The sequence below is a fragment of the Nonomuraea sp. NPDC050733 genome, from assembly GCF_040654215.1.
Lineage (GTDB): Bacteria > Actinomycetota > Actinomycetes > Streptosporangiales > Streptosporangiaceae > Nonomuraea.
Map to the genome: position 1 here is coordinate 124,595 of NZ_JBFAHO010000008.1, position 18,885 is coordinate 143,479.

At 70.9% G+C, this 18,885-nt stretch carries 19 protein-coding genes; 11 read left to right on the top strand and 8 right to left on the bottom strand.

The features are described 5' to 3' along the window. Positions 1-45 precede the first annotated feature (45 nt). The 5 genes from AB0H64_RS16885 to AB0H64_RS16905 all read right to left on the bottom strand — a co-directional run bounded on the left by AB0H64_RS16885 (position 46) and on the right by AB0H64_RS16905 (position 5,709). Positions 46-900, bottom strand: coding sequence for a xanthine dehydrogenase family protein subunit M (locus AB0H64_RS16885; RefSeq protein ID WP_357624806.1), 855 nt, complete (start codon positions 898-900; stop codon positions 46-48). Then, a complete protein-coding gene (locus tag AB0H64_RS16890; RefSeq protein WP_357624808.1) occupies positions 897-3,323 on the bottom strand; it encodes a xanthine dehydrogenase family protein molybdopterin-binding subunit in 2,427 nt (808 codons plus the stop codon). The genes AB0H64_RS16885 and AB0H64_RS16890 overlap by 4 nt, the downstream gene beginning before the upstream one ends. Next, the gene (locus AB0H64_RS16895; RefSeq protein WP_357624810.1) at positions 3,320-3,802 is read right to left on the bottom strand and encodes a (2Fe-2S)-binding protein; all 483 of its coding nucleotides are present in this window, start codon (positions 3,800-3,802) and stop codon (positions 3,320-3,322) included. Before AB0H64_RS16895 ends, AB0H64_RS16890 begins: the two co-directional genes overlap by 4 nt. A 112-nt stretch (positions 3,803-3,914) precedes the next feature. Beyond that, positions 3,915-4,136: a hypothetical protein gene (locus AB0H64_RS16900; RefSeq protein WP_357624813.1), complete on the bottom strand. Its 222-nt coding sequence runs from the start codon at positions 4,134-4,136 to the stop codon at positions 3,915-3,917. Next, on the bottom strand, positions 4,126-5,709 hold the full coding sequence (locus AB0H64_RS16905) for a PspC domain-containing protein (protein WP_357624815.1): 1,584 nt from the start codon (positions 5,707-5,709) through the stop codon (positions 4,126-4,128). The genes AB0H64_RS16900 and AB0H64_RS16905 overlap by 11 nt, the downstream gene beginning before the upstream one ends. 112 nt (positions 5,710-5,821) lie before the next feature. Here AB0H64_RS16905 and AB0H64_RS16910 point away from each other — a divergent pair, with 112 nt between their 5' ends. From AB0H64_RS16910 to AB0H64_RS16945, 8 genes are all read left to right on the top strand, one after another. Then, positions 5,822-7,030, top strand: a complete 1,209-nt coding sequence (locus AB0H64_RS16910; RefSeq protein ID WP_357624818.1) for a PspC domain-containing protein — start codon at positions 5,822-5,824, stop codon at positions 7,028-7,030. Positions 7,031-7,144: 114 nt separating this feature from the next. Next, entirely contained in the window at positions 7,145-7,777 is a 633-nt protein-coding gene (locus tag AB0H64_RS16915) for a response regulator transcription factor (RefSeq protein ID WP_253768218.1), read from the top strand. Between the two features lie 153 nt (positions 7,778-7,930). Next, on the top strand, positions 7,931-9,301 hold the full coding sequence (locus AB0H64_RS16920; RefSeq protein WP_357625100.1) for a glutamate--cysteine ligase: 1,371 nt from the start codon (positions 7,931-7,933) through the stop codon (positions 9,299-9,301). A 62-nt stretch (positions 9,302-9,363) separates the two neighbouring features. Next, complete coding sequence (locus AB0H64_RS16925; protein WP_357624821.1) at positions 9,364-10,014, top strand: neutral zinc metallopeptidase; 651 nt, start codon at positions 9,364-9,366, stop codon at positions 10,012-10,014. 67 nt (positions 10,015-10,081) lie between these two features. Continuing rightward, positions 10,082-10,339, top strand: coding sequence for a WhiB family transcriptional regulator (locus AB0H64_RS16930; RefSeq protein ID WP_357624823.1), 258 nt, complete (start codon positions 10,082-10,084; stop codon positions 10,337-10,339). A 61-nt stretch (positions 10,340-10,400) separates the two neighbouring features. Further along, entirely contained in the window at positions 10,401-11,105 is a 705-nt protein-coding gene (locus AB0H64_RS16935) for a CPBP family intramembrane glutamic endopeptidase (RefSeq protein ID WP_357624826.1), read from the top strand. 163 nt (positions 11,106-11,268) lie between these two features. Further along, positions 11,269-11,484 carry a type II toxin-antitoxin system VapB family antitoxin gene (locus tag AB0H64_RS16940; protein WP_357625103.1) on the top strand — a complete coding sequence of 72 codons (216 nt, stop codon included), beginning with the start codon at positions 11,269-11,271 and terminating at the stop codon, positions 11,482-11,484. Next, positions 11,484-11,894 carry a PIN domain nuclease gene (locus tag AB0H64_RS16945; protein WP_357624829.1) on the top strand — a complete coding sequence of 137 codons (411 nt, stop codon included), beginning with the start codon at positions 11,484-11,486 and terminating at the stop codon, positions 11,892-11,894. Before AB0H64_RS16940 ends, AB0H64_RS16945 begins: the two co-directional genes overlap by 1 nt. A 75-nt stretch (positions 11,895-11,969) precedes the next feature. On the opposite strand, the gene AB0H64_RS16950 is transcribed toward AB0H64_RS16945, so the two are convergent. Continuing rightward, positions 11,970-12,689 (bottom strand): PIG-L deacetylase family protein, encoded by a 720-nt coding sequence (locus tag AB0H64_RS16950; RefSeq protein WP_357625105.1) that lies wholly within the window; start codon positions 12,687-12,689, stop codon positions 11,970-11,972. 204 nt (positions 12,690-12,893) lie between these two features. Here AB0H64_RS16950 and pcrA point away from each other — a divergent pair, with 204 nt between their 5' ends. From pcrA to AB0H64_RS16965, 3 genes are all read left to right on the top strand, one after another. Then, positions 12,894-15,113 (top strand): DNA helicase PcrA, encoded by a 2,220-nt coding sequence (pcrA, locus tag AB0H64_RS16955; protein WP_357625108.1) that lies wholly within the window; start codon positions 12,894-12,896, stop codon positions 15,111-15,113. Between the two features lie 674 nt (positions 15,114-15,787). Next, a complete protein-coding gene (locus AB0H64_RS16960; protein WP_357624831.1) occupies positions 15,788-16,141 on the top strand; it encodes a hypothetical protein in 354 nt (117 codons plus the stop codon). Positions 16,142-16,158: 17 nt separating this feature from the next. Beyond that, positions 16,159-16,512 carry a YbaB/EbfC family nucleoid-associated protein gene (locus AB0H64_RS16965; RefSeq protein WP_357624834.1) on the top strand — a complete coding sequence of 118 codons (354 nt, stop codon included), beginning with the start codon at positions 16,159-16,161 and terminating at the stop codon, positions 16,510-16,512. Here AB0H64_RS16965 and AB0H64_RS16970 read toward each other — a convergent pair whose 3' ends face one another. Together AB0H64_RS16970 and AB0H64_RS16975 are read right to left on the bottom strand one after the other, a co-directional pair. Continuing rightward, positions 16,513-17,475, bottom strand: coding sequence for a hypothetical protein (locus AB0H64_RS16970; RefSeq protein ID WP_357624837.1), 963 nt, complete (start codon positions 17,473-17,475; stop codon positions 16,513-16,515). Positions 17,476-17,623: 148 nt separating this feature from the next. Continuing rightward, positions 17,624-18,631 carry a L,D-transpeptidase gene (locus AB0H64_RS16975; protein ID WP_357624838.1) on the bottom strand — a complete coding sequence of 336 codons (1,008 nt, stop codon included), beginning with the start codon at positions 18,629-18,631 and terminating at the stop codon, positions 17,624-17,626. Positions 18,632-18,885: the final 254 nt, after the last annotated feature.

Below are 18,885 nucleotides of genomic sequence, written 5' to 3' on the forward strand. Positions count from 1 at the left end.
ACTCTACGTCCGCGAGGGGCGCCCCAGGAGGGACGCCCGCCCGCGTCAGGGCGCCCCGGCGGCCTTGCCGACCGCGCGGTGGGTCAGCACCTTGGCCAGGTGCCTGCGGTAGTCCGGCTGCGCGTGCAGGTCGGCCGGGGGCGAGGTGCCCTCCGCCGCCGCCTCGCACGCCGGCCGTACCCGGTCGCCGAGCTCCACGCCCCGCAGCGCCGCCTCGACCGCGTGCGCCCGGACCGGCGTCGAGCCCATGTTCGTCAGGCCGATCCGGGCCTCCTGGATCGCCCCGTCCGAGCGCTTGACGGCCGCGGCCACGCCGACGATCGCCCACGCCTGCGCGGTCCGGTGGAACTTCTCGTAGTGGTAGCCCCAGCCCTCGCCGAGCTTCGGGATGCGCACCCCGGCCAGGATCTCGCCCGGCCGCAGCGACGACTCCAGGTAGTCCACGAAGAACTCCGCGGCCGGGATGTCCCGCTCGCCCCGCTCCGACCGGGCCACGAACACCCCGTCCAGCGCCAGCACCACAGCCGGCAGGTCGCCCGCCGGGTCGCAGTGCGCCAGCGAGCCGCCGAAGGTGCCGCGGTGCCGCACGGCGGGGTCGGCCACCGTTGCGGTGGCCATCGCCACCAGCGGGCAGGCCGTGTTGACCACGGGCGAGCGCATCACCTCGTCGTGCGTGGTCATCGCGCCGATGTGGACGTGGTCGCCCCGGTCTTCGACGCCCGACAGCTCGGGCAGCCGGCCGACGTCGACCAGTGTCGTCGGGTACGACAGCCGCAACCGCAGCAGCGGCAGCAGCGACTGCCCGCCGGCCAGCACCTTGGCGTCCTCGTCGGTGGCGAGCGCCCGGCACGCCTCCTCCAGCGAGCCGGCGCGCACGTAGTCGAACCGCGCAGGGATCATGACCGTGCTCCTCCCCGGGACCTCCGCGTCGCCCGCCAGACGCGCTCCGGCGTGCAGGGCATCTGTACGTCGTCGACCCCGCGCGGGCGCAGCGCGTCCACGACCGCGTTGACCACCGCCGGCGTGGAGGCGATGGTGCCGGCCTCGCCCACGCCCTTGACGCCCAGCGGGTTGCCCGTGGCGGGCGTCTCGGTGCGGTCCGTCGTGAAGGACGGCAGGTCGGCGGCCGACGGCAGCAGGTAGTCGGCCATGGTCGCGGTCAGCAGGTTGCCCTCCGCGTCGTACACGGCCTCCTCGAACAGCGCCTGGGCGACGCCCTGCGCGATGCCGCCGTGGACCTGGCCCTCGACGATCAGCGGGTTGACGACCTTGCCGACGTCGTCCACCGCCACGTACGACCGGATCCGCACCATGCCGGTCTCGGTGTCCACCTCGACCGCGCACAGGTGGGTGCCGTGCGGGAAGGAGTAGTTGTCCGGGTCGAACGTCGCGTCGGAGTCGAGCCGCGCCTCCACGCCCTCGGGCAGGTCGTGCGCCGTGAACGCGGCGAACGCCAGCTCCTGGATGGTCCTGCTCGCCCCGGTGCCCCGCACTCTGAACACCCCGGCCCCGAACTCCAGGTCGTCGGGCGAGCACTCCAGCAGGTGCGCGGCCAGCCTGCGGGCCTTGTCCTTGACCTTCTCGCACGCCTGGAGCACCGCCACGCCGCCGACGACCAGGGACCGCGAGCCGTAGGTGTCCATGCCCTTGTGGGAGACGGCCGTGTCGCCGTGCAGCACCATGATGTCCTCGAACGGCACGCCGAGCGCGTCGGCCACGATCTGGCTCCACGACGTCACGTGCCCCTGCCCGTGCGGCGAGGTGCCCGTGACGACCTCGACCTTGCCGGTGGGCAGCATGCGCACCGAGGCGTGCTCCCAGCCGCCGGCGCCGTAGTTGGCCATGCCGAGCAGGCGCGACGGCGCCAGGCCGCACATCTCGGTGTAGGTGCTGACGCCGATGCCGAGCTGCACCGGGTCGCCCCGGTCGCGCCGGTCCGCCTGCTCGGCCCGCAGCTTGTCGTAGCCGAACAGCGCCGTCGCCCGCTCCGTGGCCGCCTCGTAGTTTCCCGAGTCGTAGGTCAGCCCGGAGACCGTGGTGTACGGGAACTCGTCGTGCCTGATCCAGTTGCGCCGCCGCGCCTCCAGCGGGTCGATGCCCAGCTCGGCGGCCAGCTCGTCCATGACGCGCTCGATGGCGTACGTGGCCTCCGGCCGGCCCGCGCCCCGGTAGGCGTCGGTCGGCATCTTCGTGGTGAAGACGCCCGTGCAGGCGAACTCGTAGGCGTCCATCTTGTAGATCCCGTTGAACATCGACGAGCCCAGCATCGGCACCCCGGGGGTGACCAGCATGAGGTAGGCGCCCATGTCGGCCAGCAGCTCCACCCGGATGCCGCGGACCCGGCCGTCGGCCTCGGCGGCCAGCCGGATGTGCTGGATCTGGTCACGGCCGTGGTGGACGGTCAGGTTGCCCTCGGAGCGCGACTCGCTCCACTTGACCGGGCGGCCGAGCCGGCGGGTCAGCAGCAGGCACAGCACCTCCTCGGCGGTGACCTGGAGCTTCGAGCCGAACCCGCCGCCCACGTCCGGCGCGATCACCCGCAGCCGGTGCTCCGGGATGCCGGTCGTGACCGCCAGCATGACCCGCAGCACGTGCGGGATCTGCGTGGACGACCAGAGCGTGAACGTGTCGCCGTCGGTGCTCGCGAGCACCGCGCGGGGCTCCATCGCGCTCGGGATCAGCCGCTGCTGGATGTAGGTCCGGTCGATGACCACCGGAGCGTCGCGGAACGCGGCCTCCACGTCGCCTGAGGTGATCCTGGCGCTGAACGCCTTGTTGCCGCTCTCGTGCACCTTCGGGCTGTCCGAGAGGAGCGCGTCGTGCATGTCCATGACGGCGGGCAGCGGCTCGTAGTCCACCTCGATCGCCTCCAGCGCGTCCGCCGCCCGGTAACGGTCGACGGCCACCACGCAGGCGACGGCCTCACCGGCGTACCGCACCTCCGACACCGCCATCGGCGGGTGGTCCGGGATCACGGTGTCCTCGCTCACCGGCCACGCGCACGGCAGGCTGCCCTGCTCGGCCGCGAAGTCCTGGCCGCTGAAGGCCGCCAGCACCCCCGGCAGGGCACGCGCGCCCGACACGTCCACCCGGGTGATCCTGGCATGCGCCATCGGGCTGCGCAGGAACATCACCTGGACCATGCCCGGCTGCCGGAGATTGTCGGTCCACCGGGTGTGCCCGGTGAGCAGCCGGGCGTCCTCCTTGCGCCGCCGCGCCCGCCCAAACTCCCGGCCGCCGTCCGATCCCTCCGCCCGGCCGTCCGAGATCTGCCCGCTCTCCGCGATCCGCTCCCCGACGAGGCCGGCGTCCAGCTCCGTCATGACGTCCTCGCCGCCTGCCCCATCTCCTGGGCGCCCCGCCGCACCGCGCGCACGATGGTGCAGTAGCCGGTGCACCGGCACAGGTTGCCCTCCAGGCCGTGCCTGATGGTCTCCTCCGAGGGGTCGGGATCGTCCTTGAGGAGGTCGATCGCGGCCATGACCATGCCCGGCGTGCAGTAGCCGCACTGCAGCGCGTGCTCCTCGTGGAAGGCCCGCTGCATCGGGTGCATGGACCCGGCGGAGCCGAGTCCCTCGATCGTGACGACGTCGCAGCCGTCGGCCTGGACGGCCAGCACGGAGCAGCTCTTCGCGGTCCTGCCGTCCAGCATCACGGTGCAGGCGCCGCAGTTGCCGGTGTCGCAGCCGATGGGGGTGCCGGTCCTGCCCAGCCGCTCTCGCAGGAGATGAACGAGGAGGAGCCGCGGCTCGACGTCCTCCTCGTACCTGACCCCATCGACGGTGATGGTGACGCGGGGCATACGTCCTCCCTCGCAGCAAGGGGGAATAAACGGATAAATGCCAAATTACGCCGGGGTTTTTACCGGTCAAGGGTTTCTCTACCCCGCATCACCCGTCACGTCCCCCGGACGCTCAGCGGCCCCGCACCACTCGGGCGACCACGGCGACCAGGCCCGAGAAGCCCAGCCCCACCACGACCAGCCCCACCAGCGCCAGCGGGTCCTTCAGCGAGCCCGTCAGCACCAGCGCGCCGAGCGCCACGAACAGCATGCCGCTGAGCAGCGCCATCCAGTCCGTACGGTGGGTCCGACGCGCCGGCTCCATCTCCTGGCCCGGCTCACGCTCACGCGGCACGGCGCACCTCCATGTCCCCGACGCCGCCCCGCAGGTTCAGCACGATGGTGGACACCGCGCCCTTGGGGGCCGTCTCCGGCTCCAGCACCTTGTCGAAGCGGATGTCCATGCCGCCTCTGATCGACTGGTCGATCTGGATGTCGCCCACCTTGTTGCTCGCGTGCACCTCGACCCGTGCCTCCGGCGGCACGATCACGGTGAGCTCGCCGATGGAGACCCTCGCGTTCAGGGTCACGCTCGTGCCCGGCGTCAACGTCAGCTCCGACAGGTCCAGCCTGCCGTCGCCCAGCCCCACCTCGTACCCGCGGCTGGTCTCGGCGACCGTGAGAGGCCTCCACGCGAAGTCGCCGACGTTGCGCGGCACGCCGCCCATCATCAGGCCGAACGCCAGCAGGACGGCCACGCCCGTGCCCACCGCGACCAGCCCGGCGCCGCGACCCCACCAGGCGGCGACCAGCAGGCCGGCGCCGATCGTGACGAGCACGGCGCCGCCGACGAGGGCGGGGCTCACTGCCGTGCCCGAGCGGGCTTGAACGGCCACGGTGATCCCTCCAATGACGAAGGCCAGCAGCATGGTGATGGGGCCGATGAACGACGGGGGCCGCCGCGGCCTGGGCGGCCGCGGCACGGGCCGGCCGTACAGGACGGGGTCGTAGGGGGAGTAGCCGGCGCGCCGGCGCGGGTCCAGTGGCTGGTAGGTCCCGCCGGGCGGGCGTGGCTCGTAGGCGCCCTCGGGCCGGCGCGGGCCTGTCGCCTGGTGCGGGCCGCGCGGGGCGAAGGGGCCGCTCGGCGGCTGGTACGGGCCGCGGGGCGCGAACGGCTCACCCGACGGGGAAGGACCCGTGCCGCCCGCGGGACCCTGGCCGGCGTGGGCCGCCGCCGTCTCGGGGGGCGCCGTCTCAGGGGGCGCCGTCTCGGGGGGCGCCGTCTCGTGATGGGCCGCGGCCGCGGCCTCCGCCGGCTCCGGTTGCGGCGCGGGCGTCTCCCGGGTGTACGCGCTCGCCGCTCCCTGGGCGTACGTACGGGGAACGCCCTGCGTGGGCGTCCCCGAGGGGAACGGGTGGGCGGCGGGCGGGGCGGGCGGGTAGACCGGCGGCGGCGGATAGGCGTTCGGCTTCGGGCGGCGCTTGAGGCGCTCCGGCATCGAGCGGAGCAGCCCGAGCAGGTCCACGCCCCTGGAGTGCGCCGCGAGGAGCGAGATCGCGAGCAGCAGCCCCACCACGAGCGTGCCGGTGTCGAGCCAGACCGTCGTCAGGTTGATCGCCAGGCCGAACCCGAGCACCGCCGTCAGCAGCGCCATCACGGTGTCGGCGTCGAAGTCTCGGCGGGTCCACTGCTCGATGTAGCCCGGCCGGCCGTTCGGCTCCTTCATGAGCAGGAACGCCGCGATGTAGAGGAACATGCCGATGCCCGAGCCGAACAGCAGCACCACGAACGCCACGCGGAACACCACGGGGTCGATCCCCGTCTGCCGCCCCAGTCCGGCGCAGATGCCCAGCAGGAAGCGTCCCTCGGAGCTGCGGCGCAGCTCGCGGGGAGGCGCGGCGGGTGCCTTCGGCGGTGCCTCTGTCATGACACCATCGTGGCCCGGGGCGTGGCGCGCCGCATCCGGGACACCCCTGACGGGACCCGGGGGTCGTTCCCTGATGCCTCTTTCGCCCGCTCCGTGTGACGATGACGGTGTTATGGCTGACCAGAAGACTCTTGCCGAGCCCGGTGGCGATGCGCCCTACCGCCGGATGACGCGGCCCATGGAGGGCCGCCTCCTCGGAGGTGTGGCGCAGGGGCTCGCCGCGCAGCTGAAGCTGGACCCGGTCGTGATCCGGCTGACGTTCGTGCTGCTGACCGTGGTGGGCGGGGTCGGCGGAGTGGCCTACGCGGTGCTCTGGATGATCGCGCCGCGCGAGCCGTACGAGGGGCCGCCCCCGGCCCGCGACTGGAGCCAGCTCGCCGCGTTCAGCGCGATCGGTGTGGCGCTGCTCGCGTTCGGCTGGCTGAGCGGCGCGTCCAAGGGCGGCATCGGCATGCTGCCGTTCGCGGTGGGCGGCATCGGCGCGCTCATCCTGTGGCAGCAGGCGGACCCGGAGCGGCGCAAGGGCTGGGTGAGCGGGGCCACGAAGAGCATCCGCGGCAACCGGGTGCGGACGCTGCTCGGTGTGGCGCTCGTGGTCGGCGGCGCGGTGGGTTTCCTGGCCGTCGAGGGCAGGCTGGCCGAGGCGCGGCCGGGGCTGCTGTTCACCGGCGTCGTGGTCGGCGGGCTCGCCGTGATCGCCGCGCCGTGGCTCGCGGGCCTGTGGAAGGAGCTCCAGCTCGAACGGCGTGAGCGCATCCGCCAGGAGGAGCGGGCCGAGGTGGCCGCGATGGTCCACGACTCGGTGCTGCACACGCTGACGCTGATCCAGCGGGTCGCGCACGACCAGCGCGAGGTGGTGCGCCTGGCCCGGTCGCAGGAGCGCGACCTGCGCAACTGGCTCTACCAGCCGGCGCAGGACGCGGACGCCACGCTGGCCGCGGCCGTCCGCCGGATCGCCGCCGAGGAGGAGGACGCCCACGGCGTGGCCATCGAGGTCGTCTGCGTCGGCGACATGGAACTCGACGCGGGCGGCAGGCTCGCCGCCATGCTGAAGGCGTCGCGGCAGGCGATGGTCAACGCGGCCAAGTACTCCGGAAGCCCTACCATCTCGGTGTACGCAGAAGTCGAGGGTGACGAGGCCACGATTTTCGTGAAGGATCGCGGCAAGGGGTTCGATCTGGACGCGATCCCCCTCGACAGGATGGGCATCAGGGAGTCCATCATCGGGAGGATGGAGCGCCATGGCGGTTCCGCCAGGGTGCGCACCGAGCCCGGTGAGGGGACGGAAGTGATGCTGACGATGAAGGTCGCGAAGGACTGAAGCGGGTCGGCTCGCGAAGGACTGAAGCGGGTCGGCTCGCGAAGGACTGAAGCGGGTCGGCTCGCGAAGGACTGAAGCAGTTTGGCTCGCGGAGGATTGACTGAGGGTGGACGGATGACGCGCGTACTGATCGTGGACGACCACCGGCTGTTCCGGTCGGGGGTGCGGGCCGAGCTGGGCGACTCGATCCAGGTGGTCGGCGAGGCCGAGGACGTCGAGACGGCGGTGAAGGCCATCGCCGAGCTCCAGCCCGACGTGGTCCTGCTCGACGTGCACATGCCGGGCGGCGGCGGCCAGGAGGTGCTGCGCCGGGTGCTCGGCTCGGGCTCGCAGGTGCGCTTCCTCGCGCTGTCGGTGTCGGACGCGGCCGAGGACGTGATCGGCGTGATCCGGGGCGGCGCGCGCGGCTACGTCACCAAGAACATCAGCGGCCGGGAGCTGACCGACGCGATCCGCCGGGTGGCCGACGGCGACGCGGTGTTCTCGCCGCGGCTCGCGGGGTTCGTGCTGGACGCGTTCGCCTCGTCGGAGGCGCCGTCGATCGACCCGGAGCTCGACTCGCTGACGCAGCGGGAGCGCGAGGTGCTGCGGCTGATCGCGCGCGGCTACGCGTACAAGGAGATCGCGAAGGAGCTGTTCATCTCGGTGAAGACGGTGGAGACGCACGTGTCGTCGGTGCTGCGCAAGCTGCAGCTGTCCAACCGGCACGAGCTGTCCCGCTGGGCCACCGCTCGCCGCCTCGTTTGATTCCTCTCTTAAGTCCAGGATTTCTGGCCTAAAAGGGCAGCGTTGGGGAAATTTCGGTATATGGGGAGGGATGTGCCAGTCGTCGTTTTCAGTCGAAACGACAGGCGGCAATATCGCGAAAAGGTACGACGATGCCTTGACGTCTTGGCCCAGATGCTCGGCGACTCCCGTTTCGAGGACGATCGGCCGCTGGCCGGCCTGGAGATCGAGCTCAATCTCGTCGACGCGGACGGCGAGCCCGCCATGTGCAACGCCGCCGTGCTCGAAGCCATCCAGCGGCCCGACTGGGCCACTGAGCTGGGCCAGTTCAACATCGAGATCAACATCGAGCCCCAGGACCTGGCCGGCGACGGCGCGGCCACGTTGGAGGACGACGTCCGCGCCCGCCTCAACCACGCCGAGGAGCGCGCCCGCTCGCAAGGCGGCCACCTCGTCCTGATCGGCATCCTGCCCACGCTGCGTGAGCGGGACGTCGGCGAGGGCACGCTGTCGGCCAACCCCCGCTACCGGCTGCTCAACGAGCAGATCTTCGCCGCCCGGGGCGAGGACCTGCACCTGTTCATCCAGGGCGCCGAGACCCTGGACACGCACGCCGACAGCATCACGCCCGAGGCCGCCTGCACCAGCGTGCAGCTCCACCTCCAGGTCAGCCCCGAGGCGTTCGCCGCCCACTGGAACGCCGCCCAGGCCATCGCCGGGGCACAGGTCGCGGTCGCCGCCAACTCGCCGTACCTGTTCGGCAAGGAGCTGCACCGCGAGACCAGGATCACCCTGTTCGAGCAGGCGACGGACACCCGGCCGGCCGAGCTGAAGACACAGGGCGTACGCCCGCGCGTGTGGTTCGGCGAGCGGTGGATCACCAGCGTCTTCGACCTGTTCGAGGAGAACGTCCGTTACTTCCCGGCGCTGCTGCCGCTGTGCGAGCCGGAGGACCCCAAGGAGGTGCTGGCGCAGGGCCGCATCCCCGAGCTGTCCGAGCTGACCCTGCACAACGGCACCGTCTACCGCTGGAACCGGCCGGTGTACGCGGTGGTCGACGGCCGTCCGCACCTGCGTGTCGAGAACCGCGTGCTGCCCGCCGGCCCGTCCGTGGCCGACATCGCCGCCAACGCCGCGTTCTACTACGGCCTCATGCGCGTCCTGCCGTACATCGAGCGGCCCGTCTGGAGCCGGATGTCCTTCGACGCCGCCGAGGAGAACCTCAACGCCGCCGCCCGGAACGGCCTGGAAGCCCGCCTGTACTGGCCTGGACTGGGCGAGGTGCCCGCGAGCGAGCTGATCCTGCGCCGCCTGCTCCCGATGGCGTACGAGGGGCTCGCCGCGCGGGGCGTGGACACGGCCGTCGCCGACCGGATGCTCGGGATCATCGAGGCGCGCTGCCTGACCGGGCGCACCGGGGCGAGCTGGCAGGTGGACAAGGTCCGCGCGCTGGGCGGTGACAGGCACGAGGCGCTGCGGCGGATGACGCTGGAGTACACCGAGCACATGCACGCGAACGAGCCCGTGCACACGTGGGAAGTCTGACCGCGAGCGAGCGGGATGCGGCACCGCGGATGAACCCGTGCCCGCGTGGGAAGTGGGACCGCGTGACACGCCCATTCGCGCTCGCCCTCGCGCTCCTGCTGTCCTGCGGACTGGTCTGCGCGTGCGGGTCGGCGGGCGCGCCGTCGCGGAACGTCCAGGGCGACGACAGCTTCGAGAGCGACGTGCGGGCGGCCCGGTCCTTGACGGAGTCGTTCTGGCAGCAGCGGTTCGCCGCCGCCGGCCGCACCTACCAGCCCATCACCCGCTTCATCCCGTACTCGGGGCGGTCCGGGCCGAGCTGCGCCGGGGAGCCCGCCGTACCGCAGAACGCGTTCTACTGCCCGGACGGCCACTTCATCGCCTACGACCAGGACTGGCTGAGGGGACTCTGGAACGACATGGGCGACGGGTCGGTGTACCTGATCATCCCGCACGAGTTCGGGCACGCGGTGCAGGCCCAGCTCCAGTCCAGCTTCCGGCTCAACATCCAGGCGGAGCTCCAGGCCGACTGCTACGCGGGCGGCACCCTGTCGGGCCTGGTCTCCTCGGGCGCGCTGCGCGCCGAGCCCGGCGACGAGGACGAGCTGCTGCTCAACCTGGAGGCGGCGGGTGACCCGACCGACGACTGGCTCGACCCGGCCGCCCACGGCACGGCCGCGCAACGCCAGCGCTCCTTCGCGACGGGGTACAACCGGGGCGTCGACGCCTGCTGAGGATGTAGGCGAAGGTCAACCCACAGGATGATGCGGTCGATCATGTACGCGGCATACCGTGGGCGCCATGCCATTGGAGGAGACCGGCTGGCTGCGCGGGGGCGCCTGCAGATCCAGCGATCCTGAGCTCTTCTTCCCGCCGGCGCCCTCAGCCGCCCAGGAGCGACGCGCCAAGGACGTGTGCGCCCGCTGCGAGGTCATGTCCGAGTGCCGGGCCTACGCCATACGGGCGGGGGAGACGGAGGGCATCTGGGGCGGTCTCACCCCCCAGGAGCGCCGCCGCTCCCGCTTCCCCGCCGGCTGGCGCACCCGCGCCACTGCCTGACACCGCGCTGCCTGACACCGCGCCACCGCCTGACACCGCGGGCGGGACGTAGCCTGCAGGGGTGCTGATCGCGTCGATCGCCGTGCTGGCCGCGGCCAACGTGCTGAACAACCGGGTCGCCCCCCGCCTGGCGCCCCTGACCTCCGCCGTCGCCACCGCCGCGCTGGTCGCGATGGCGCGCCGGTCCGGGGCGTCCTGGGCCGAGCTGGGGTTCGAGCATCCGCGCCGGGGCGCCCTGACCGGGGCCGTCCTGGCCGCGGGCGTGGCGGTCGTCTACACGGCCGGCGTCGCCGTCCCCCGCACCAGGCCGCTGTTCCAGGACGAGCGGGCCCTGTCGCTCACGCCGGCCCGCGCCCTGGAGGAGGCCCTGCTCCAGGTGCCGGTCGGCACGGTGCTGCTGGAGGAGGCCGGGTTCAGGGGCGCCCTGTACGGCATGCTCCGCCGCGACCACGGCACGGCGGTGGCCACGGCGGTCTCGTCGGCGCTGTTCGGGCTCTGGCACGTGCTGCCCGCGATCGACATGGCCCGCGCCAACCCGGCCCTCGGCGCCCTCACGGCGGGGGAGCGGCCGGGGCGGCTCGACACGGCGCGGGTGGTGGCGGGCAGCGTGGTGTCGACGGGCGTCGCCGGAGTGCTGTTCTGCGAGCTGCGCCGCCGGGCCGGTCTGCTGGCGCCGTCCATGCTGCACACGGCGACCAACTCCCTGGGTTACCTGTTCGCCCGCCTCGCAGGGCGGCGCCGATCAGCGATTTCACCCGAGGGGTGAGAATCCTCCACCGGTGTCACAGGGGTGCTGAAACGCCCGGCCGCAATGCCCTAGCGTCTCCGTGATGCCTTTCCGTGCCTGCGCTCTCACGGTAAGTGCGTATATCAAGATCACGATCTGTGATATACCCTGGAGGTAGCGGAGGTGAGGTCCCTTGCGTACGGTGATCGATATCGACAAGGAACTCCTGGAAGCCGCCCAGCGACGGCTGGGCGCGACGACCATGAAAGAGACCGTCCACACGGCCCTGCGGTCGGTGCTCGAACAGGACGAGGAAAGAGCCAGCGCCATCGAAGCGTTCGAGTTCTGGCGCACGGAGGGGAGTCCGGACCTGCTGGATCCGGAGATCATGAAGGGTGCGTCTCGGCGACCGGAGTGATGTACCTCCTGGACAAGAGCGCCTTGGCGCGCATTCGCACCAGTGAGGTGATCGCCAAGGCGCTGCACCCGCTCTTCGTCGCACGAGTCATCGCCACGTGCACCATCATCGATCTCGAGGTCTTCTACAGCGCCCGGAACAATGCCCACTACCAGCGCATCGTCCGTGCCCAGCGGCAGTGCATCATGCTGCCGGTCGACGAGCAGGTGCAGAAGCGTGCGCGTGCCGTGCAGAAAGATCTCGTGACGAAAGGGCAGCACCGCGGCGTCAGTCCGAACGACCTGCTGATCGCGGCCTGTGCCGAAGTGCACAACGCCACGATCCTGCATTACGACCGGGACTTCGACATCATCGCGGAGGTCACCGGGCAGCCGTCGCTCTGGGTCGTGCCGCCCGGGTCCGTGTCGTAGCCGGCTCACGGTGCCGGTCCGCGCCGTGAAGATCCAGCGTGCCCATGGCTCCCGCCCGGGGCGGGGCCGTGAGCGTCAGGCCGTCTGTACGACCTGGAAGCCCTCCGCGTAGCGGCCCTCGCCGAAGCCGGCCCGCTTCCCCCACGAGGCGAAGCGTTCCTTGACGAAGTCGGTGAAGCCCTCCACGTGCGCCACCTGGCTGACGTGCGACTGGAGCGCCGTCAGCTTGCGGTCGATGGCGTCCGTCACGTCCACCCAGTGGTCCGGCGTCGAGCCGCCCGTCAGCCACACCTCGCGCACGGTCCATGCCTCCAGCCCCTCCTCCGTCAGCAGCTCGGGGAACGCGTACGGGTTGCGGGCGTCCGGGTAGACCGCGTCGAGGGCCGAGCCGCCGACCGCGCGATGGTCGGGGTGGCTGGGCGCGATGAACTGGTAGTTGCGGTCGGGGTGGTGGGTGATCACCAGGTCGGGGCGTACCTGGCGGATGACGCGCGCGATGTCGCGCCTGAGCTCCAGCGACGGGACCACGGTGCCGTCGGAGTAGCCGAGGAAGCGCACGTCCGTGACGCCCACGGCCTTGGCCGCCGCCGTCTGCTCGGCCCGGCGCAGCTCCGCCATGCCGGAGTTGTCCAGCTCCCGCTCGTTGCCTCCGGCGTCGCCGTCCGTCACGACCAGGTAGGTCACCTCGACGCCCCTGTCGCCGAACAGCGCCACGGTGCCCGCCGCGCCGAAGTCGACGTCGTCGGGGTGCGCCGTGACGGTGAGCACCCGGTTGATCTCGCTCTCGGCCAGCATGGTCGTCCTCTCCCGTTCCGATCTCTCCCGCACGGCGGATCACCCGCGTGACCACCGCGGGGCCGATCCTGCCGTACGACCGACGGTCCCAGGATCTCCCCTCCCGTGACAACCGGCGGTCCGGGGCCGTCATTCCGGGCGCCGTTTGTCGGCGGGGAGTCATAACCTAGGTGGGTGCCGACCCACGTCTCTGTTGACCACCCCTTGCTCGACGGCCTCAACCCGCAGCAGCGCGAGGCCGTGATCCATCACGGCAGCCCGCTGCTGATCGTGGCGGGGGCGGGGTCGGGCAAGACGCGGGTGCTCACCCACCGCATCGCCTACCTGCTCGCCGAGCGCGACGTCCACCCGGGCGAGATCCTCGCGATCACCTTCACCAACAAGGCCGCCCGCGAGATGAAGGAGCGCATCGACAAGCTGGTCGGCCCGCGTTCCAAGGCGATGTGGGTGATGACCTTCCACAGCGCCTGCATGCGGATCCTGCGCCGCGAGGCCAAGCGCCTCGGCTTCCCCTCCAGCTTCTCGATCTACGACCAGGCCGACTCGCAGCGGCTCATGGCGATGGTCTGCCGCGAGATGGACCTCGACCCCAAGCGCTACCCGCCGCGGTCGTTCTCGGCGCAGGTGAGCAACTTCAAGAACGAGCTGATCGACTACGAGACCGCGTCCGACAAGGCGGGCTCCCACCTCGAGAAGGTCCTCGCCCAGGCGTACAAGAGCTACCAGCTCAAGCTCACCGAGGCCGGCGCGATGGACTTCGACGACATCATCATGAACACGGTGACGCTCTTCCAGCTCTTCCCCGAGGTGGCCGAGCACTACCGGATGCGGTTCAGGCACGTGCTGGTGGACGAGTACCAGGACACCAACCACGCCCAGTACATCCTGATCAGGGAGCTGGTGGGCCGGCCCGAGCTGCGCACCACCGACGGCGAGCTGGTCAGGTCGGGCGCCGACCAGTCGGAGCTGTGCGTGGTCGGCGACGCCGACCAGTCGATCTACGCCTTCCGTGGCGCGACGATCCGCAACATCCTGGAGTTCGAGCGCGACTACCCCGACGCCCGCACGATCCTGCTGGAGCAGAACTACCGCTCCACCCAGAACATCCTGGCCGCCGCCAACGCGGTCATCTCCCGCAACGAGTCGCGCAAGCCGAAGAACCTCTGGTCCGACCAGGGCGACGGCCCCAAGATCGTCGGCTACGTCGCCGACAACGAGCACGACGAGGCCATGTTCGTCGCCCAGGAGGTCGACCGGCTCACCGACGAGGAGGGCGTCAGGGCGGGCGACGTCGCCGTCTTCTACCGCACCAACGCGGCCTCCCGGGTGTTCGAGGAGATCTTCATCCGCACCGGCCTGCCGTACAAGGTGGTCGGCGGGGTGCGCTTCTACGAGCGCAAGGAGGTCAAGGACCTGCTGGCCTACCTGCGGGTGCTGGCCAACCCGGCCGACGTGGTGTCGCTGCGGCGCATCCTCAACGTGCCCAAGCGCGGCATCGGCGACCGGGCCGAGGCGATGATCGAGGCGTTCGCCGCGCGGGAGCGTGTCACGTTCTGGGAAGGGCTGCGCCGGGCCGACGAGGCGCCGGGCATGGCCACCCGCTCGCTCAACGCGGTGCGCGACTTCGTCGCCATGCTGGAGGAGCTGATCGCCAAGGCCGAGGGCGTGCCGCCGTCCGCGCTGGCGGAGGAGGTGCTGGTCGCCACCGGCTACCGTGCCGAGCTGGAGGCGTCGGAGGACCCGCAGGACGAGTCCCGCCTGGAGAACCTCAACGAGCTGATCTCGGTCGCCTCCGAGTTCGAGGAGGCCAACCCCGAGGGCACGCTGGTCGAGTTCCTGGAGCAGGTGTCGCTGGTGGCCGACGCCGACCAGATCCCCGACGGCGACGGCGGCCAGGGGGTGGTGACGCTGATGACCCTGCACACCGCCAAGGGGCTGGAGTTCCCGGTCGTGTTCCTGACGGCGATGGAGGACGGCGTCTTCCCGCACGTGCGGTCGCTGGGCGAGCCGAAGGAGCTGGAGGAGGAGCGCCGGCTGGCCTACGTCGGCATCACGCGGGCCCAGAAGCGCCTCTACCTCACCCGGGCGGCGGTGCGCAGCTCGTGGGGCGCGCCGTCGTTCAACCCGGCGTCGCGGTTCGTCAGCGAGGTGCCGGGACAGCTCATCGACTGGCGGACGCCGCCGGAGAAGACGGCCTGGAGCGCGGCGACGCGCCGTGAGCCGGCCGCGCCCGCCACGCCGAAGAAGGGCGGCCGGGCCGTCCCGTCGCTGACCCCCGGCGACCGGGTGTCGCACGACGCGTTCGGGCTCGGGACCGTGGTGTCGGTGGACGGGCAGGCGGAGAAGACCAAGGTCAAGATCGACTTCGGGAGCGGGGGCGAGAAGACCCTCCTGCTCGCGTACGCGCCGCTGGAGAAGCTCTGAGGGGAATGTCGGGAGCAGGGTGAGCAGTTGAGGCCTGTGCGGCATCTGTAGGGATTTTCCCGGAAACGGGCTTTTGCTCCGGCGGGCGGCGCGACGACGGTAGCGGTCAGGACCTCCATGGTGACCGCCGTCGCGCCGCCGCTGCGTTCGTGCCGGCTTCGGCAGCGCACGCCTGCGCCCGCAAAGTACACTTTCCCTTCAGGTAATGTCGGCAATCCGTGAAGGCGGTCAGTGTGCTGCGCCGACGCGACAAGGCGCACCGCGAGGAGGATGTCATGTCTTCAGGGGATAACACCACTCCGGCACCCACGCCGTCACCCACGGCCACGACGTCGCCGACGCCGACCCCAAGCCCGACGACGCCCAGCCCGTCCGGCACACCCACCCCCACGCCAAGTCCGACGGCCCCGAGCCCCACGCCCACGCCGAGCCCGACGGACCCGAGCCCCACCCCCACACCGAGTCCGACGACGCCGAGTCCGTCCGGCACGCCCGCGCCGAGCCCCACAGCTCCGAGCCCCACACCGACGCCGACCGAAGCGCCTCCGGCGTGGCCCGCTCCCTCTGCCTCCCCGTCGGTCACCCCCGGCATCACCTTCCCCCCGTACAATCCGTCCCCTCCGTCCCCTCCGTACCATCCGTCGCCGACCTTGCCGAGCCATGGAACCCCGGCCATGCCGCCGACCGACTTCCGCGGAAGCGACTTCACGAAGGCGGCCGGCGCGTTCGTCGCCGAGCACGACGACCTGGCGGAGGACACCCGCCGGATTCTCGACGCCATCGCCGCGCTGGGCGACTTCGCCGGCACGGACGACACGGCGAAGACGTTCAGGCAGGGCTATTCCACCGCGTTGAGGAAAGTATCGACGTACGTCAATGCGCTGAAGGACGTCTATCCGGAGATCGCCGAAAGGCTGGCCGGTATGAAGACGAGCTTCGACGTCGCGAACTGGGCCGTCATCGAATCCCTGCCGAAAGTGTCCGACCCGCCGAAGTTCTCGGAGTCGGACGGGAAGCTCAAGCCCTGACGTTTCTTGGAGACCTGATGACCACACCGGACGACGGCGCCCCCTTCCTCGACGAGGAGATGAGCCGCTTTCTCGCCCAATTCCAGGCCGACACCGCGCCGCTGGAAGAATTGCAGGAGAGCCTCAATGCCATTCGCGGCCGTGGCGAGGCGGCCGATGGCCTGGTGCGGGCCGAGGTGTTGCCGAGTGGCGCGCTCGGCAGCCTGCGGATCGACCCGCGGGCGATGCGGCTCGGCGCCGACGCGCTGGCGGAGGCGGTGCTCGCCGCCGCGGGCGACGCCACCGCGGACCTGACCACGCAGATGGCTGGGTTGCTGACGGACGGCCTGAACCCGTTCGCCGACGAGGTCAGGCGCTTCAACCAGGACTGACTACCTGGCCGCCGCCGGGTAATAGCCGCGCCAGCGCCTGAACTGGTCCTGGCCCGCGGCGACACCCAGCTTGGCGATCATCTGTTCCCAGGTGGGCAGCAGGCTGACCGGATCGTGGACCACGTCGCCGGGCCTGTTGAGCACGTTCGCGGTGGTGGTGAAGACGCTGGACCCGGTCAGGAACAGGACGGCGTTCCGCGCCGCCTCGTTCGAGGGCAGCACCTTCGCCTCCCTGATGCTCTGCGGCAGCATCTTCACGTTCCGGATCCACTGGAGATTGGCCGGATCCACATGGTAGAAGACCAGTGCCGCCGCGAAGTTGTTCAACATGTACTTGCCGCGGTCGTCCCACGAGCCCATGTCCTCGCCCCTCGCCAGCTTGAACCCGTCGACGATCACCTGGTCGAGGGCCGTGTAGGCGAGGCCGCCCCCGACGCCGTAGATGAACCGCTTGCCCACGGCATGCTCGAACATCCGGAGCAGCAGTCCCGCCTGCCGCTTGCGCATCGCCCAGTTGATCAGTACCTGGACCTTCTTGTCGACCGCCGGCCAGCAGAAGAACATCAGCAGCTCGATCCACTGGATCATGGCCATCGTGCGGAGCGTGTGCTGGGTCTGCTCCAGCATGTCGGCGTAGTCGTCGATCGCGTCGGCGAATCCCCGGATGTACGCGGAGACCATCGGCGGATAGGGCGCGATCTCCTTGTTGAAGTAGATCCTGAAGGCATCGAGGCCCGCGCCGGTGTTCGGCGGCCGCCACAGCCTGCCCGCGATCTCTTCCATGTCCTCCAGGCTGACGTCCGTCCGCGTGGCCAACTGCCGCAGCAGCTTCGCGACCTCGCGCGCCTTGGCCGGGTCGCCGTCCGGGTAGACGACCTTCAGCATCTGCAGGACCACACCGGCGACACCGACGGCGGAGAACAGGAATCCCGCCTGCGGGAGGAACTTGGGGGACGGACTCACGGAGCGGACCCTTTCTCCACCGCGGGACGAGGCATCCCATGATCCCATCTTTGTCGTGTGCCACACCAGCCCCACCCCTGAGACCGCGCGCCGGACGGCGGCCGGTGAGACGCGCCCGCTCACCGGCCGGGTCCAGGCCGCCGGAGGGTCAGCTCTTGGCAGCGGTCAGGGCGCTGCCCTTCTTCCACTCGGTCCAGTTGAGCTGCCAGTAGCTCCAGCCGTTGCGCCAGTCGAGCTTGCGCTTGGTGCCGCTGATCTTCACCACGTCGCCGCGCTGGGCGATCGTGTAGAACCACCGGGCGCCGGCCGGGGTGGCGCGGACGCAGCCGTGGCTCTGGTTGGAGCGGCCGAGGTACTGGTAGTAGCCGGCACTCTGGTGGACGTACTCGCCGCTGTCGGAGATCCGCACGGCCCAGGGGATCTCCTCCTTGTAGTACTGCGGGTCCTTGGGGTCGGTGACGCCCATCCAGGAGGAGGTCATGGTCTCGACGCGCTTCTTGCCCATGGTCAGGTGGACGCCGCTGGTCGTCAGGTACACGTCCACGCCGTTGCGCATCAGGCCGCCCCGGCCGGCGCTGATCGGGATCTTCTTGGCGAGCTTGCCGTCGCGGTACGTCTTCATCACGTGCCGGCGGGTGTCGACCACCGAGATGTTGGCGGTGCCCACGGCGAAGCGGCGGGAGACGTCCTTGGCGGCCTCGTTGCCCGGGATCTGGCTGAGGTGCGCGGTGAACAGCACCTTCTGGTGCGGCTTCCAGTACGTCTTCGTCCGGTAGATGACCTTGCGCTTGGAGACCCAGCGCCACGCGCCGTCGACCGGCTTGTCCGCCTGTACCTCCAGCGCCGACTCGGCCGCCGCCTTGTCCCGTACGTCACGGTCGAACGTCACGATGATCGGGAAGCCGACGCCGACCTTCTCCGTCGTCTCGCCCATGGGCGTGATGTCGGCGATATCCAGCTTGGGCTTCTTCGGCGCGGCCTGCTTGGCGGCGCCGGCGGCCAGCGGCTTGCGTGCCGCCGTGGCGCTCTTGGTGGGCGCGCCGGCGGCCGGGGCCGGCTGTGCCCGCGTGGCGGGCGCGCTCTCGGTGGCGCAGGCCGTCATCGAGACCAGAGCCGCCATGGCGATCAGGGCCGGCATCCGGGTGAGGGGATTCACGGGTCACTCCAGAACTTATGTGCTTCGCATGCGTCTCATAGGTAGACAAACGAAACCGGCGTTCCGAGGGCCATAAGTTGTAACGATCACATAACGTCGATGGGCCGCCGGTGGAGCGACACGACCGGGGTGTCGCCGATGGTCACGAGCGCCCCGCGCGGTGACCGAGGATGGTCGGGCACGGCGTTCGGGGCCGGGCGGCCCGCCGGGCCGCGACGGCCGCCGGCAGGCGCCGTCGGACGTGGTGGGGCGCT

Excerpts from the sequence above, each read along its gene's own strand:
- AB0H64_RS16885 (WP_357624806.1), bottom strand. The coding sequence starts at position 900 with ATGATCCCTGCGCGGTTCGACTACGTGCGCGCCGGCTCGCTGGAGGAG.
- AB0H64_RS16890 (WP_357624808.1), bottom strand. The coding sequence starts at position 3,323 with ATGACGGAGCTGGACGCCGGCCTCGTCGGGGAGCGGATCGCGGAGAGC.
- AB0H64_RS16895 (WP_357624810.1), bottom strand. The coding sequence starts at position 3,802 with ATGCCCCGCGTCACCATCACCGTCGATGGGGTCAGGTACGAGGAGGAC.
- AB0H64_RS16905 (WP_357624815.1), bottom strand. The coding sequence starts at position 5,709 with ATGACAGAGGCACCGCCGAAGGCACCCGCCGCGCCTCCCCGCGAGCTG.
- AB0H64_RS16910 (WP_357624818.1), top strand. The coding sequence starts at position 5,822 with ATGGCTGACCAGAAGACTCTTGCCGAGCCCGGTGGCGATGCGCCCTAC.
- AB0H64_RS16915 (WP_253768218.1), top strand. The coding sequence starts at position 7,145 with ATGACGCGCGTACTGATCGTGGACGACCACCGGCTGTTCCGGTCGGGG.
- AB0H64_RS16920 (WP_357625100.1), top strand. The coding sequence starts at position 7,931 with ATGCTCGGCGACTCCCGTTTCGAGGACGATCGGCCGCTGGCCGGCCTG.
- AB0H64_RS16930 (WP_357624823.1), top strand. The coding sequence starts at position 10,082 with ATGCCATTGGAGGAGACCGGCTGGCTGCGCGGGGGCGCCTGCAGATCC.
- AB0H64_RS16945 (WP_357624829.1), top strand. The coding sequence starts at position 11,484 with ATGTACCTCCTGGACAAGAGCGCCTTGGCGCGCATTCGCACCAGTGAG.
- AB0H64_RS16950 (WP_357625105.1), bottom strand. The coding sequence starts at position 12,689 with ATGCTGGCCGAGAGCGAGATCAACCGGGTGCTCACCGTCACGGCGCAC.
- AB0H64_RS16960 (WP_357624831.1), top strand. The coding sequence starts at position 15,788 with ATGCCGCCGACCGACTTCCGCGGAAGCGACTTCACGAAGGCGGCCGGC.
- AB0H64_RS16965 (WP_357624834.1), top strand. The coding sequence starts at position 16,159 with ATGACCACACCGGACGACGGCGCCCCCTTCCTCGACGAGGAGATGAGC.